This window comes from Colwellia sp. C1TZA3, from assembly GCF_007954265.1.
Lineage (GTDB): Bacteria > Pseudomonadota > Gammaproteobacteria > Enterobacterales > Alteromonadaceae > Cognaticolwellia.
In genome coordinates this window covers 1-16,621 of sequence record NZ_VOLS01000017.1, presented here as the reverse complement: position 1 = coordinate 16,621, position 16,621 = coordinate 1, and the positions used below count along the sequence as shown (strand labels likewise).

The window sequence follows — 16,621 nt, the reverse complement described above, 5'->3', positions numbered from 1 at the left end:
TGAAAAAAACATTAAGAGAATTATAATGAAAAAAAATATTACAACAGCAAGTTTACTGGTGCTATCACTCGTTAGCAGTTATGCCTTCGCCAAAGTGAGTCCAGAACAAGCAGCTAAATTAGGTAACTCCCTGACACCATTAGGTGCTGAAATGGCGGCTAACGCTGCTGGTACTATTCCGGCATGGACTGGTGGACTCACCAGTAAAAATACTCCAGCAAGTGCAGACTCAGGTCGTCCTGCAAACCCTTTTGGTGAAGATAAGGTTTTGTTTTCGATTACTAACGCTAACTTTAGTGATTACAAAGCTAACTTGAGTGCCGGTCAAATCGCTATGTTTGAAAAATATGCAGATTATACAATGCCTATTTATAAGACTAGAAGAACCGCTGCCTACTCAGATGAGCTTTATGATGTGGTAAAGAAAAATGCGACCACAGCTGAACTAGTGCAATCGGGTAATGGTGTGGCTAATTTTGATACTACGATCCCTTTTCCTATTGCGCAAAATGGCTCAGAAGTTATTTGGAACCACATTACCCGTTATCGTGGTGGTACGGCTAAACGCTTTTTAACCACTATTCCGGTACAAGCCAATGGTTCATTTGTACCAGTAAAAATGAATGATCAGTTAGTCTGGCCTGAATTTTTAAAAGGTGGCCGTGATGATGAAAAAGATGCCAATATCTTGTTTTATTATTTGCAACAAATTACTGCGCCATCACGCTTAACCGGTACAGCGTTATTGGTTCATGAAACTATCGATCAAGTGAAAGAAGCTCGTAAAGCTTGGGTCTATAATGCAGGTCAACGTCGTGTTCGTCGTGCACCTAATGTCGCTTATGATGGCCCAGGCGCAGGTACTGATGGTTTAAGAGCGACTGATAACTATGATATGTACAATGGTGCTCCGGATCGTTATAACTGGAAACTAGTTGGCAAAAAAGAGCTTTATATTCCTTACAACTCTTATAACTTACTAGATACCACCGCAAAATATGAAGACTTAATACAAGAAGGTCATCTAAATGCTGATCATTTAAGATATGAATTACACCGTGTTTGGCAAGTTGAGGCAACGCTAAAAGAAGGCGCTAGACATATTTATGCTAAACGTACCTTCTTTATTGATGAAGATACTTGGGGCGCCTCTGTTATCGATCAATATGATGGTCGTGGTGAACTATGGAAATTGTCAGAAGGCCATAACATTCAGTTTTATGACGTTGACACTCCTTGGTTAGTTGCTGAAACCTTACATGACTTAAATTCTGGCCGCTATTTGGTTACTGGTTTAAGTAATGAAGAGCCTACTTTTATGATTTGGGGCGAAAAAGTTAACAGAAAAGACTTTTCAACTTCAGCGCTTAGACGTTTAGGTCGTTAAGTTAAGTAAAATAAACCTAGCTGATTAATATTGTTGAATTTATTTCCAATGGTATTAATCAGCTTTTTTTTGTCGCTTATTTAAGAGAAATAATATGTTGAAGCGTATTTTTGTATTTTTATATTGTGCCTTGTTAGTTAGCATGGGGTCTGCTTATGCTAATACTGAGTTAAAACCTGCCAGTAAATATACTATTGCTCATCAAGCCAAATTATTAAAAAACTTACCCTTTAGCGATGACCTTGATTTCTCTTTGGTAGAAAAAGGCCTGATCAAACGCCCAGAAAAGCTCAGTATTAAAGACGAACTGGGTAACGTGGTTTGGGAACTGGGTAATTATCAATTTCTACTTGATAACGATAATATAGATAGTGTTAACCCAAGTTTATTACGTCAAGCTAAGTTAAATATGGCTTATGGCTTGTATCAAGTCACTGAGGGTATTTATCAGGTCAGAGGCTATGATTTAGCTAATATTACTTTTATTAAAGGTGATAGCGGCTGGATTATTTTTGATCCGCTATTAACCGCAGCGACCTCTAAAGCTGCCTTAGCATTGGTGAGCCAAGAGCTTGGTCAATTTCCAGTAAAAGCGGTGGTTTATAGTCACGCTCATGCCGATCATTTTGGTGGTATCAAAGGCGTGGTTAGCCAAGCTGAAGTGGATTCTGGTGCAGTAGAAATTATTGCTCCACGTGGTTTTATGGAGCACGCCATTAAAGAAAATGTTTTAGCTGGCAATGCTATGACGCGTCGCGCCACTTATCAATATGGTAATGCGCTTGCAAAAGGCGCTAAAGGCCAAGTTGATGCCGCTATCGGTAAAGGCTTATCTACCGGCTATATTGATTTAATTGCACCAACGAGAGAAATTTTGGCTGATGAAGAAAGCATTATCGTTGATGGTATTGAAATGGTCATGCAAAACACTCCAGGAACAGAATCACCCGCAGAAATGAATACCTATTTCCCCCAGTTTAAAACTCTTTGGTTGGCTGAAAATGTTACCGGCACACTGCATAATATTTATACTTTACGTGGCGCTGAAGTACGCGACTCACAAGCGTGGAGTAAGTACATCAATAAGGTTATCTATCGTTTTGCTCAGGATAGCGACATCATGTTTGCTTCGCATTCTTGGCCAAGGTGGGGCAAAGAGTACATTATTGACGTATTAGAAAAGCAGCGTGATATGTATGGATATTTACATGATAAGACACTAAATCTTGCCAACAAAGGCGTTACTATAAATGAGATACATAACCAATTAGCGGTGCCTGATGTGTTAGCGCATCAGTGGTATAACCGCGGTTATCATGGTTCTTATTCTCATAATGTTAGAGGCATTATTAATAAATATTTAGGTTTTTATGACGCCAATCCGGCGAACCTTAATAAGTTGAGTCCGGCGCAATCATCGGTTAAATATATTGCGTTGATGGGCGGCGCAGAAAATGTGCTGATTCAGGCGAAAAAAGCTTTTGATAAAGGCGAATATCGCTGGGTAGCTGAGTTACTCAATCACTTAGTTTTTGCTCAGCCAGAAAATAAACCAGCAAAAAATCTACAAGCAGACACCTTAGAACAATTGGGTTATCAAGCTGAAAATGCTGGCTGGCGTAATAGTTATCTAGCGGCCGCTTTTGAATTGCGCCACGGCATACCTACTAAGGCTAAAGCCACTAAAGCGGGCCCAGATATCATCAAAGCCATGAGTAGTGAATTGATTTTTGATTTTTTGGGTGTACGGTTAAATACCAATAAAGCCTTGGCACATCAGTTTAAAATTAACTTTGTTTTCCCCGACCGTAATGAAAAATTCTTAGTCGAGTTAAGTAATGCCCATTTGAATAACATTGAAAATATTCAAGATAAACAAGCGGACTTAACGGTCACTATTGACCGAAAAGATTTAAACCTTTTACTGTTAAAACAACAGTCATTTGGGCAATTGGTTAAATCTGGAAAAATGCAGCTCGATGGCAATGGCAAAATATTTGGCCAATTATTACAGATGATGGATGAATTTCCATTCTGGTTCAATATTGTTACACCATAGTATGGGCATAAATATAAATATAAATATAAAAATAAATTAACCCGATTTAAATAAGTGAGGTTTTTGTAATGAATAGTCAAAAAAAATCAGCTAAGAAGTTTGATTATATTATCGTTGGCGGCGGTTCAGCAGGTTGTGTTTTAGCCAATCGATTAACCGAAAATGGTAAATTTACTGTCTGTTTATTAGAAGCCGGTGGTGATAACAACAGTATGTTAGTCAATACCCCAGGCGCTTTTTCAGCCTTTATGTTTTTGAAAAAGTTTAATTGGAGTTTTAATGCTAAGCCTAAAAGTGATATTCGTCACGGTGCTGCAATGTTTGTGCCCCGTGGCAGAGGCTTAGGGGGCAGCTCTGCTACCAATGCCATGCTGTATCTTCGTGGTCAAAAGCAAGACTATGACCACTGGGCTGCCTTAGGCAATGAAGGTTGGGCATTTGACGATATTTTACCTTATTTTAAAAAATCAGAAACTAACCAGCGTGGCTCAAGTGAATTGCATGGCGATAGTGGGCCTTTACAGGTTACCGATCGTCCAGTTTTCTACGATATTAGCAAACGTTATATTGAGGCGGGCAAACAAGCGGGCTTTCAATTTACTGATGATTTTAATGGCAGTGAGCAAGAAGGCGTTGGCTACTACCAATGTACGATAAAAGATGGCAAGCGTTGTTCGGCGGCGCATGCCTATTTACTACCGGTACTTGCTAGAGAAAATTTAACGGTATTAACCAATACGCAAGTCAGTAAGGTACTTATAAAAGACCAACAAGCCTACGGCGTTGATGTGGTTATCAAAGGTGAAAAGAGCAGCATAACCGCTAAAAAAGAAGTGATTTTAAGTGGTGGCACTATCGCTTCACCGCAGCTATTAATGCTCTCGGGTATTGGTGATAAAACTGAACTTGCAGGACAGGGTATTGATTGCGTACATGAACTTAAAGGGGTTGGTAAAAATTTACAAGAACATGTTGATGCTTGTGTCTTAGTCAAAAGTAAAAAAACAGATGGCTTTACTGTGTCAGTCACCGGGTTACTGAAAATGCTGCCAGATACGGTGAAATATATTATGGCTAAAAAAGGTAAACTGGCCAATAGTATTTTAGAAGCGGGTGGCTTTATTAAATCAAGTGAGCATGTGCAAAGGCCAGATATTCAGTTACATATGTTGCCTTTGTTATATGACGATAATGGTCGTGACCTGAAACTTTTATCACAGCATGGATTTTCATGTCACATTTGTGTTTTACGGCCAGAAAGTACTGGCACAGTATCGCTAAAATCTGCTAATTATCAAGACGCACCAGAGATTGATTTTAACTTTTTCTCTGACGAAGCAGGAAAAGACAAAGCAGTGATGATTGATGGTATGAGGCAGTTGCGTAAAATATTAACCGCGCCGGCACTAGCCGATCATTATGATAATGAAGTGCATCCTGGCAAAGCTTTTGAAACCGATGAACAAATTTTTGCTAAAGTAAAAGAGCGCCTAGGCATAGTGTATCACCCGGTTGGTACCTGCAAAATGGGTCATGATGAGATGGCGGTGGTTGATCATCAGTTAAAAGTTCATGGCATTAAGAACCTGCGAGTCGTTGATGCTTCAATTATGCCAACGCTGGTTAGTGGTAACACAAACGCGCCAACAATGGCGATTGCCGAAAAAGTGTCAGCGCTGATCTTGGCTGATTAATTTAGGAATATGCAGATGTTAAATATCGTTATATACAGTCTTAAAGCTTTACTTACCGGTTTATGGGTCTTGGCAATATTAGGCCTATTATCGCTGTCACCATTAGCTGCAGAGTATCAGTTTTATGCTCTGGTATTAGCGGGTGTTGCGCTTTTAGTACACTTTATTGAGTTTTTTGCGATGAAAGCTAAGTTTAAAAAGCAAAGTGGTTTAGCCATGAACTTTGTGCAAACTATGCTGTGGGGCTTTGGTTATTGGCTGCCAATTTTGCAGCTGGCTAAAAAGCAGATTGATTAAGAAAAAAATACTGACTTAAAAATAGCTTAGGTAAAAATAGTTTAGGTAAAGTAAAACCACACTCAGGCAACTGACTGTGGTTTTTTTACGGGATTTGTACTGTTTTAAAATATTTTTAAGTATACAAATGACATAGTCAAGCTATGATAAAAGGTGCTTAGGTAATACCAATTTGATTAATTAAGTGATCACCTTTTTCATGAGGAAAAATGGATAAATACAAGGCATAAAATTTAGTCAGTAGTTATTCACTTTATAAATTTTATAACGCTGTAGTTATTCATTTTAACCATTAAAAATGAGCAGGTAATTAATCAACTTGGTATAACTGCTTTTATCAAGTAAATATTTGCTTAACGCTCAGTTTATTCGGCTTGCAGTTTGTAATAAATTTTATAGTCAGTTTTAGAGCTATTTTTCACTATTCAAGATGTTATCTAATTTTAAATCAGTTAATTTCATGGTACTTCTGACGACATAAAACATAATCGCAATCAGCATGATCATCGAAGGTATCGCAATAACTGGATAACTCAATAGGGTCATCTCACCCAATTGTTCATTAAACTCCGTGGTACCTGCAGGGCTAACAACAATCCATTTAGCTAAGAGGTAATTCATGGCTGCAGAAAAAACAAAAGTAGTTGATAAAAAGTGATTTGCTCGCTGAATTTTGGCTTTAAACTCATCAGTTTTATTTTTATTTTCCAGGGTTTGATAGATTAATTCTAAATTAAACACCAGTGGATTTAACAAGATCTTTGCAATTAAGGGTTTACCCCAGAAGCCAGATATCAGTACAACTAAACCAATCGCAGAAGGAATGGCGGCTTCTTTAATGGCTAGCCATTGTACATCTAACTCAAATAAACCAATACCACCGGTTAATAAGGTGCTTACAAATCCAAGTAAGGCAATAAAATTCATTGACTTATTTTTAACAAAATCATACAAGCCATAACCGAGCGGAAATAATAACGCCAAAATTAAAGCGTATACAGTGCCTAAATATTCATCCCCTGATAATTTCATTAAAATGACCGACGGGATAGCAATATTAAAAATAATCTCTAAAAAAGTATTAGGGCGTTTAGTGGGTGTTTGAGTTGACATGATATTTCATTTTAAGGCGCAACTGACTATAGCCAGTTTATTTAAGTCTGCTAGCATTTTAGCTAATAATAGCTAAAATGTCATGCTATACCCGCTCCATGATTTTGCAGATGACATTTATTGGCCAGTGTAGTCATCATTTCAATGCTGACATTAAAACGATGATTGGCAAGTTATGCGATCTCTTCTATAAAAGTTGAGTTAATTATTTCTGTGGTATTTATGCTGTGTTCGTTAAGTAAAACACTGAGCTCTGGTTTACATGAACCACAATTGGTACCACATTTTAAGGTGTCACCTAATTGTTCAACTGAACTACAGCCAGCTTTAATGGCGCTAATAATGTCTTTTTCACCAATATTAAAGCAACTACAGATTTGTTTACCTTTAGCGAATTCCTCACTTGAAGTACCCGATAACAAGGATTGAATATCTTGCTCTGGCAAACTTGTTTGACTGAAAATATGTTCAAGCCATGCGCTTTCGATATTTGGATTAGTTGCTGAACTGTAACATAAAAACACTAATTTACCTGCTTGCAAACAAAGAACATAGCGGGTGCTTTCTTGGCTAAATTGCAGCCATTCACCGGAGATTTGACTGGTTGTTTGGCACCAGTGCAATATATCAGTTTCAGGGCTAGTATTAGCAAATTGAAAGCTCATGCCATAGCTTGTTCGTGCTTTGGTCCAAAATTCGTTAGTTATTTGAGTTTGAACAATAAAGTCTTCACTAATATGAAGTTGTCCAAATTGTTTAAATGTTGTTTTGCTTAAAGCGATGGCCCCGTGTTTAATTTCAGGTTGACCAGAAATTGGGTCGGTAATACTTGCATATAAATTGCTGACATTGGCGCTAGAAGCAAACTGCTTATTCCAATGAATAGGCATAAAGCATTCATTAGCACGTTGATTTTTATCTAATTTTGCATGAACAGTTGCTTGCCCTACACTTGATGAAATATTGACTATTTCATCATCAACTATGTTTAACCGTGCGGCATCTTCAGGGTTAATATAGAGATAACATTTATCGGTATGCGCGGTAAGCTGCGACGCTTTACCTGTTCGGCTCATGGTGTGCCATTGATCTCTTAACCGACCGCTGTTTAATCGAAAGGGAAATTTTGCTGACGTTTTTTGGGTTGGTTGGCGCGGCGTAATAGGAAAAAATAGTGCTTTGCCTGAAGGCGTAGAGAACTGTCCATCTTCATAAACCCGTTTTTTACCTTCAGGGTAGTTGTGATTAACCGGCCATTGTACGGGTTTTAAACGGTCATATTGTCGTGTGGTAATGGTTGAAAATGCCGAAATATCAAAAACACGTTCGCCATTATTTTCAAAACCTGACAATTGAGCAAACTCTCGAAAAACCTCACTAGCATGCGAATAATCAAAGCCTGAAAAACCCATGGCTGTGGCTACTTCTGCAATTATTTTCCAGTCGTGCTTTGCTTGGCCATTAGGTGCTATTGCATTAGTTTGACGGGAAATTCGGCGTTCTGAATTGGTAACAGTACCATTTTTTTCTAACCATGGCGTTGCCGGTAGTTTTACATCAGCAAAGTCTAAAGTATCATTATTTTCAGCACAGTCAGAGACCACAACAAACTCACACTTATTCAGTGCTCGGGCGACTTTTTTACCATCAGGTAAACTTACCATGGGATTAGTCGCCATTATCCAGACCGCTTTAATTTTACCTTCATCCATCGCGTCAAACAGATCAACGGCTTTATAGCCCGCTTTATCAGCCATAGTGGGCGATTGCCAAAAACGCTGTACGGTTGAGCGGTGCTCAGGGTTTTCAATATCCATATGTGAGGCTAATTGATTAGATAAACCGCCGACTTCTCTGCCGCCCATGGCGTTGGGTTGACCTGTGATAGAAAAAGGACCACAACCGTCTTTGGCTATTTTTCCTGTGGCTAAATGACAATTAATAATGCTTTGGCACTTATCAGCGCCTGAGTTTGACTGGTTTATTCCCATTGAAAAAAAAGTGAGAACTTTCTCAGTACGGGCAAATAATTGATAGACACTTTTCATGGTTTTTTGATCAATATCGCAATAGGCTGATACTTTAGCGAGTGACCATTTTTTTGCCTCTAATACGGCTTGTTCGAAACCTTGGGTGTGCTGTGCAATATAGTCACTATTTAAGCCATTATTAGCGCTTAAATAGTTTAAAAGACCGTTAAAAAATGCGGCGTCAGTGCCTGGTTTTATCGGCAAAAAATAATCAGCTATTTGGCAAGTTGCGGTTTTACGTGGGTCAATAACCACAACTTTCATCGCTGGATTACGTCTTTTAGCGCGTTCAATGCGCTGAAATAACACTGGATGGGTCCAGGCGGCATTAGAGCCGGTAATTAATAACAGCTCTGTGCTGTCTAAATCGTCATAGCTGCAAGGCACAACATCTTCACCAAAACTGCGTTTATACGCTGCAACGGCTGACGACATACAAAGACGTGAATTGGTATCAATGTTGGCTGAGCCGATATAGCCTTTCATTAATTTATTCGCGAGGTAATAATCTTCGGTCAGTATTTGTCCTGAGACATAAAAAGCGACAGCATCAGGGCCATGCTCTTTAATAATTTGTGCAAATTTATTGGCAACATGGCTTGTCGCCGTTGACCAATCAACTGTTTGGTTATTTATTTGTGGCTCAAGCAGGCGGTTGGTTAAATCGGTGGTGGCTAATAAATTACTGCCTTTTACGCACAGTTGTCCAAAATTGGCGGGGTGCTCTAGTGTGCCCACTAATGCACTGGCCTTGCCATTGTTAACGGTGATATCAATACCGCAACCTACACCACAGTATGCACAAGTCGATTGAACAATATGTGACGATTGAGAACAACTCATAAAATTTACCTTTAAAACAGAGAATGATTTACAGCCCGCTTTATATGGGATGTTTTGCTAGTTTTGTTTATTTATTTTTAGATTTTATTCGATGACACTCTCACAAATATCTTTTTTAACTTCCACAGCACGGCTTTCAAATTCTGCATCAGCGACACTTTTCAATAAAGCGCTACAACCCCCACACCCGCTACTGGCTTTAGTGCAGGTTTTAATCTCACCCACGGTACAAGCCCCTTGAGCTATTGAGCTGATAATATTGCCTTTTGTAACGTGATGACATGAACAAATAATGGCGGTATCAGGTAATGTCGCAACATCTAAGGTGGGTTTTTCTCCTGATAAAGGCAGTATCAGTGCTTCGGGTGATGCAGGTAAATCTATGGCATTAAGCAGGTATTGTAATAAGGAGTCGTATTCACTGGTATCACCAATTAATACCGCGCCGAGCATTTTGCTTTTGTCACTCGAAACCACAATTTTCTTGTATACGCCTGTAGGTTGATTTTGATAGCTATAGGTTATTGATCCCGGTGTTTTTGCGTGTGCGTCACCTATTGAGCCTACTTCAACGCCCATGAGTTTTAATTTAGTACTCATATCGGCACCGGTAAATAAGGCTTGTTCACCCATGATATGTTTTGCCGCCACTTTAGCCATGTCGTAACCTGGCGCAACTAAACCAAAAATAAAGTTGTTCCAAAGCGCACATTCGCCAATGGCATAGACATTTTTATCTGAGGTTTGGCAGTGGTTATTAATCACTATACCGCCTCGTTCACCCATTTCAAGCGCGAATGATTTAGCTAGATTGTCATAAGGGCGAATACCTGCGGAGAATAAAATAAGGTCAGTTTCTAGCACAGTATTATCACTAAAACACAGCTTGTAACGACAGGTTTCGCCGTCTTCAATTACGCTGGTGGCTTTTGATGTATGCACCTCAACACCTAAGGCTTCAATTTTTTCTTTTAATAACCGACCGCCACCAGCATCAATTTGCACAGCCATTAATTGTGGCGAAAATTCAACCACATGAGTTTTTAAACCTAAGTGACTTAGGGCATTGGCAGCTTCAAGACCCAATAAACCACCGCCAATAACAACGCCTACTTTACTGACCTTTGCGCTGGCTTGAATCTTATCTAAGTCATCTATGGTGCGATAAACCAAACAATGCTCGCGATCTTTTCCTGGAATAGGCGGTACAAAAGGATAAGAGCCAGTAGCTAAAATAAGTTTGTCATAAGCGATAACTTGCCCGCTTTGCGTGACAACATTTTTATTGCTGCGATCGATATCAACAACTTTGGCATTAGTTTGAAAATTTACCGCCCAATCTTGGTAGGTTTTTTCGTCAGCCATGGCTAAATCTGCAGCTGTTTTGCCACTGAAGTATGCTGAAAGGTGAACACGGTCATAAGCAAGGCGAGGCTCTGCTGACAAAACGGTTATCTCAATGGCTTGGTCAGCTGTGTTCAATTGAGCCAATTGCTCAACAAAATGGTGACCCACCATGCCGTTACCGACCACAACCACTTTTTTTTTCTCGATGATTTGTTGATTACTTGAGCTAATTTTATTTACCTGCTGCAATAGTTATATGGGTTTATAATTTTTGATAACGCTGAATAAAAGTACTGAGCGTTATCATTATAAGTGTCTTTGGTGAGCTAAAATTTAGCACCAAGCCACAGCCAAAATTTATCCGTGTCGACTTTAGCTGCGGCTAAATCGCCTGCTGAGTAAGCGGCGTACTTTATGCCTGCGGTATAATTTTTAGCGAATTTCTTTGTGTAAACCACATTGACTTCACGGCCTAAATCGTCAACTGTCTCGGTGGCTTTATCAACAGAGTAATCATGTATGGCAACGGTCCAACTACCATCAAAGACTTTACCGGCAATAGAGGCATATATATCAACCAAGCCCTCTTTTGGGGTTAGCAAAAACTGATCGGCCCAACCATTGAATTTATGCAGTGTCGCTAGTGGTGTTGAAAAACCATACATTGCCTCATCACTACCCAGTACTTCAGCGCCTAATTTAACGGCTACAGCATCAAAGCTATAACCGCCTTCTATGGCCATATAGCTTGCAGAATAGTCAGTGGTACTACTGTCAGCACTTTGTCTGGCATATTCAGCAAAGTATGTAAATTTATTCTTATTAGCGTTTAAACGCAGCCCAAAAGTATCTAAACCGTTTTTCGCGCCTTCATCAACTTCTAAAAGGTAGCTGTAAGCGGTTAGTTGCCCATAGTTCGTTTTATAAGTAATGTTAAGTAGATGATCTTTTGAGTGCAGATTTTTTACTTGTGCAAAAATACGGTTACGTTTATTAATGTAGCTATAGCTCATTTGTAGATTATCTAATGGAGCATAATCTAGTGTTGCTGCATCAAATGTTTGTCTATCTTGGCGCCAGCCGACATGGCCAACATAACGATGGTTATCTAAGGTGATAATTTGTCGACCTACTTTAGCGATGATTTTACCTTGCTGGTATTGCACAAAAGCTTGGTCTAGTTCAGTAGTTTCTGGATCGGCAACAATAGCATATGGCGTATTGTTGCCCACGGTATCGTTATAGTCGTTAATACCCGCTACTTGGCGTGAGTCTTCAAATTCAATAACGCCTGTAAAGCTATGGTAGCTAGCACTAGTGTAATTTAATCGGGTTCTTAAAGTTAATGCCGAGGCATCTTTTAAAGCGTTGTTTTGAGCAACTGCCTCGTAGCGCAAGTTCAAATCGACACTGGTTTTAGCTTGGGTTTCTCGCTCACTATTGGCGTTAGCTGAAACACTTGAGCCTGCTAATAAAATCAATGCAGTAAGTGTTGAAAGTTGACGAACTGGTTGCATGGTTTATCCCTTGAATTTCTTTTTAAAATCGCGGTTAAATTTATGGTTTTTACTGGTTAAATACTAATGGCTCAATATTGTTATATACATTTAGCAACATCAGATATTTGTTCGATGAAAATAAGGTGTTTTTGTCAATTTAATTTAATCAGAGAAAATAAGAGGTTATATTTAAAGGAATAGAGCAGGTTTTATGCCATTAAATTAAGTTGTTTAATATCAACGAATTAGTTTTTACGAGGCTTTTATTAGCGGTATTTTGTTAGTTTATGATGCAAGCCTGCACCAAAATAAAAATAAAAATAAAAATAAAAATAAAAATAAAAATAAAAATAAAAATAACGAACAGAATCTGAGCATAAATAAAGTTATCCCATTTGGTATTCAATATTGAGCTCACTAAGTTTTATTTATCTTCATCAGGTTCAATCACGCTACATTTATCACTAGCGTATGATTGATGGTTATCAGTTTAGCTTTTATGCCCGCCTCTTATGCAAAAACATGCTATCAACAAAAGTATTGTTGTTCATAGGTTGAAAATGGTACTTTCAATAAAATTTTTGTAGTGATTAACGTGATCAAATTTGTTGATACGCTTATCTCTACATCACTAAAAACAAAAATCCCAGCTTAATCACTTAAGCTGGGATGGTAAAATCGATAAGAGTAAAGACTTAACCGAATATTTCTAATTTGCCCTCAGTAACGCGTGTTTGATAGGTTTTAATCGCGAAGGTATCATCATCTAAACAGGCTCCGGTATTTAAAACAAAGCGCTGTTTTAATAAGGGTGAAGCAACATAGACATCACCTTTAGTTTCGCCAATTAAACCGCGGTATAAAACATTTGCTTTGCCAAAGGGGTCAAAGTTAGCAACAGCATAAACGGTATCGTTACCTACTTGAAATAGGGCTACTTGTTCTTGATTGGCTAATAAGGCGCAAACACCTGCATTTTTAATTAAATCACTGGTTGGGCAGATGGTTTGCCAGGTATTTTCTGTGGTCATTTTATTTTCCTTATGGGTAAACGTTTCTTATGCAGGTGTTATACCAATCCCATTAAGTTATTGCTCACTTGTACTAGTTAAAATAGCTCAAGGCTGTGTTGCTCTCACTCCCAATAGCCAGCTATTGCTCAATCGAGCGCCTTACCTTGAGTTATTTTTCCTGCGCACAACAAGATCACAAACTTAATGGAACTGGTATTAAATCAATGGCTTGAATTTGAACGCCGTATTTTTTCTCATCACCTTGAGCGGGTCGAATTTGATCACGCTCAGTAACAAACTCGATATTGCCATCGACGGTGTCAGAGTTAACAAACTGACGGAATCGTTTTAGTTGTTCGGTGCTTTCAATGGTTGTTTTCCACTCACATTGATAGGTATCAACCACATTTTGCATTTGTTTTTCTAATTCAGCATTAATCCCTAAGTGATCGTCTTTCACTATTTTTTCCATGTAGGCTAAACCGCCTTCTAGATTCTCTAACCAGACAGAAGTACGAGTTAGACGATCGGCGGTGCGCACATAAAACATTAAGTAACGATCAATATATTTTACTAAAGTTTGATCATCTAAATCAGTGGCAAATAAGTCACCGTGTCGAGGCTTCATGCCGCCATTGCCACTGACGTATAAGTTCCAGCCGTTTTCAGTGGCGATAATACCAATGTCTTTACTTTGTGCTTCAGCACACTCGCGTGTACAACCTGAGACAGCAAACTTAATTTTATGAGGAGAGCGTAAACCTTTATAGCGATCTTCTAAAAATATAGCCATTGCCATGCTGTCTTGTTGGCCGTAACGACACCAAGTGCTGCCCACACAAGATTTTACCGTACGTAATGATTTACCGTAGGCATGACCTGTTTCCATACCTGCATCAATTAATCGTTTCCATATCGCGGGTAATTGGTCAACACGGGCGCCAAATAAATCGATACGTTGGCCACCGGTTACTTTGGTATATAGGTTATATTCTTTAGCGACTTCACCAATAACAATTAATTTGTCCGGTGTTACTTCACCGCCAGGCATACGTGGAACAACAGAGTAAGTACCATCTTTTTGCATGTTACCTAGAAAGGTATCGTTGGTGTCTTGCAGTGAGACATGGTCTGGTTTTAATACGTAATCGTTCCATACCGAAGCAAGAATAGACGCGGCGGCTGGCTTACAAATTTCACAGCCTAAACCTGAACCGTGTTTTTCTATTAATAGGTCAAAGGTTTTAATTTGTTCAGCTTGCACAATGTGAAACAACTCCACCCGGCTGTAAGCAAAATGTTCACAAAGGTCAGTACTAATTTCAACACCACGTTTTTCTAATTCGTGATCGGTTACTTTTTTTAATAATGCGGCACAACCACCACAACCCGTTCCTGCCTTCGTTGACGACTTAACTTCACCGACATCAACGGCGCCACAATCAATAGCAGCAATGATATCGCCTTTGGTGACATTCAAACATGAACAGATAGTGGCGGTATCAGGTAAAGCGTCCACGCCTAAAGTAGGTTTTTCGCCTGAGCTTGGTAAAATTAAACCGTCGGGGTTTTCTGGTAATTCAATGCCATTTAATGCGTATTGTAATAATGTATCGTATTCACTGGTATCACCCACTAAAACAGCGCCTATTAATTCTTTACCATTTGCACTGACGACTATTTTTTTATAAATTTGATCAGGTTGGTTTGAATAAACATAGCTTTTACAGCCTTGAGTACGTGCATGGGCATCGCCAATTGAACCCACGTCCATGCCCATTAATTTTAACTTAGTGCTCATATCCGCACCGGTAAATTGTTGCTCACCGCCAATAATGTTATCGGCAGTAACTTTTGCCATAGTGTAACCTGGCGCCACTAAACCAAAAATAAAGTTATTCCATAAAGCACACTCACCAATAGCGTAAATACTTTCGTCAGAGGTTTTACAGTGGTTATCAACCACAATGCCGCCACGTTCGCCAACGGCCAAGTCAAATTCACGTGCTAAGTTATCATAAGGGCGAATACCCGCAGAAAATAAAATAACGTCAGTTTCTAAATGTGTCCCATCAGCAAAATTCATCCGGTGAACACAGGTTTCGCCATCAACAATTTCGCTGGTGGCTTTTTGGGTATGCACTTGCACGCCAATATCTTCGATCATTGAACGAAGTAAAGCGCCACCGTCTTTGTCTAATTGCACACCCATTAATTGTGGCGCAAATTCTACCACGTGTGTCTGTAAGCCTAATTCCTTAAGTGCGTTAGCGGCTTCTAAGCCTAATAAACCACCCCCCACCACAACACCGACTTTACCGGCTTTAGCTGACGCTTGAATGTCTTCTAAATCTTGAATTGTACGGTAAACCAGGCAATGGTCACGCTCTTTACCTGGAATAGGGGGAACAAAAGGATATGAGCCAGTTGCCATAATTAATTTGTCGTAAGCGAAAGTGTCACCCGTTTCAGTGGTAACGATTTTTGCAGCTTTATCAATATCAGTTACTTTCGCGTTGGTGAAAAAGTTAACACCAATTTCGTTATAGTATGCTGGCGTAGTCATGGCTAAATCATCAGCAGTTTTTCCAGAAAAATACTCTGACAAGTGAACACGGTCATAAGCTAAACGATCTTCAGCTGATAGTACGGTAATTTCATAGCCTGCATGTTTCGCCATTTCATCAACAAAATGATGGCCAACCATGCCATTGCCAACGACGACTATTTTTTGAGCTTGTGTGTTCATTTTTGCAGTCCTACTTCTTTAAATTACCGCTGTATTAGCGGAACTAGATAATGGTTTGTTATCTGCAATAAATGATCCAATATATTTTTAATAATAAATTCAATTGGATAGAGTTTAAGTGCTTAGTCGAAATAGAGATTTTGCACTACGGTGAAGAAATTAACGCACCAATGGTGTGCGCCATAATGATGAGCAGCAAGTGGGCATACAATACAAGTGACCGTCTACTAGTAGTCATCACTGAAAATGGCACAGGATTAGCTGCTGAGCTTATATAATATCAAGTTGAAGAGACGGTTTACGCTTTAGGAAAGTTTGTTAGCCAGTCTTAGGCATTATATTAGCCATTATAAATCAAAGCGATTTATCGGGTGTGTAATACCAATTACATTAATTAACCACTCAAATTTAGCCAGTCTCTAAAGCATATATCTTTCACCCTTTTTATATCACTTATGAAGCTGTTCCATGCATTACTACAAGATTCAACAATATCGTCATAATCCTTAAAACATTTATTCGCTAACTCATTCTGTCTTAACCACTGCCATACCTGTTCAATTGGATTTAATTCAGGTGAATAAGCGGGT

General features: G+C 39.1%; 10 protein-coding genes and 1 pseudogene. 4 read left to right on the top strand and 7 right to left on the bottom strand.

Going from position 1 to position 16,621, the window contains the following annotated elements:
* The first annotated feature begins 25 nt into the window (after positions 1–25).
* The 4 genes from ESZ39_RS07130 (at position 26) to ESZ39_RS07115 (ending at position 5,437) form a co-directional block, all read left to right on the top strand.
* A complete protein-coding gene (locus ESZ39_RS07130) occupies positions 26–1,387 on the top strand; it encodes a DUF1329 domain-containing protein (protein WP_146879222.1) in 1,362 nt (453 codons plus the stop codon).
* Between the two features lie 94 nt (positions 1,388–1,481).
* A complete protein-coding gene (locus tag ESZ39_RS07125) occupies positions 1,482–3,446 on the top strand; it encodes an alkyl/aryl-sulfatase (protein WP_146879221.1) in 1,965 nt (654 codons plus the stop codon).
* Between the two features lie 68 nt (positions 3,447–3,514).
* Positions 3,515–5,140, top strand: a complete 1,626-nt coding sequence (locus ESZ39_RS07120; RefSeq protein ID WP_146879220.1) for a GMC family oxidoreductase — start codon at positions 3,515–3,517, stop codon at positions 5,138–5,140.
* Positions 5,141–5,155: 15 nt separating this feature from the next.
* Complete coding sequence (locus ESZ39_RS07115; RefSeq protein WP_191321721.1) at positions 5,156–5,437, top strand: DUF1145 domain-containing protein; 282 nt, start codon at positions 5,156–5,158, stop codon at positions 5,435–5,437.
* 411 nt (positions 5,438–5,848) lie between these two features.
* Here ESZ39_RS07115 and ESZ39_RS07110 read toward each other — a convergent pair whose 3' ends face one another.
* From ESZ39_RS07110 to ESZ39_RS07080, 7 genes and pseudogenes are all read right to left on the bottom strand, one after another.
* Complete coding sequence (locus tag ESZ39_RS07110) at positions 5,849–6,550, bottom strand: VC0807 family protein (protein WP_146879218.1); 702 nt, start codon at positions 6,548–6,550, stop codon at positions 5,849–5,851.
* 173 nt (positions 6,551–6,723) lie between these two features.
* A complete protein-coding gene (locus ESZ39_RS07105) occupies positions 6,724–9,423 on the bottom strand; it encodes a nitrate reductase (protein ID WP_146879217.1) in 2,700 nt (899 codons plus the stop codon).
* A 99-nt stretch (positions 9,424–9,522) separates the two neighbouring features.
* Positions 9,523–10,980, bottom strand: a pseudogene (gene nirB / locus ESZ39_RS07100) (nitrite reductase large subunit NirB); the annotation flags it as partial.
* Between the two features lie 116 nt (positions 10,981–11,096).
* Positions 11,097–12,287: an alginate export family protein gene (locus tag ESZ39_RS07095; RefSeq protein ID WP_146879216.1), complete on the bottom strand. Its 1,191-nt coding sequence runs from the start codon at positions 12,285–12,287 to the stop codon at positions 11,097–11,099.
* 677 nt (positions 12,288–12,964) lie between these two features.
* The gene (nirD, locus tag ESZ39_RS07090) at positions 12,965–13,300 is read right to left on the bottom strand and encodes a nitrite reductase small subunit NirD (protein ID WP_146879215.1); all 336 of its coding nucleotides are present in this window, start codon (positions 13,298–13,300) and stop codon (positions 12,965–12,967) included.
* 175 nt (positions 13,301–13,475) lie between these two features.
* Positions 13,476–16,031 (bottom strand): nitrite reductase large subunit NirB, encoded by a 2,556-nt coding sequence (gene nirB / locus ESZ39_RS07085; protein WP_146879214.1) that lies wholly within the window; start codon positions 16,029–16,031, stop codon positions 13,476–13,478.
* A gap of 394 nt (positions 16,032–16,425) precedes the next feature.
* A partial coding sequence (locus ESZ39_RS07080) for a transposase (protein WP_191321720.1) occupies positions 16,426–16,621 on the bottom strand: 196 nt, incomplete at its 5' end.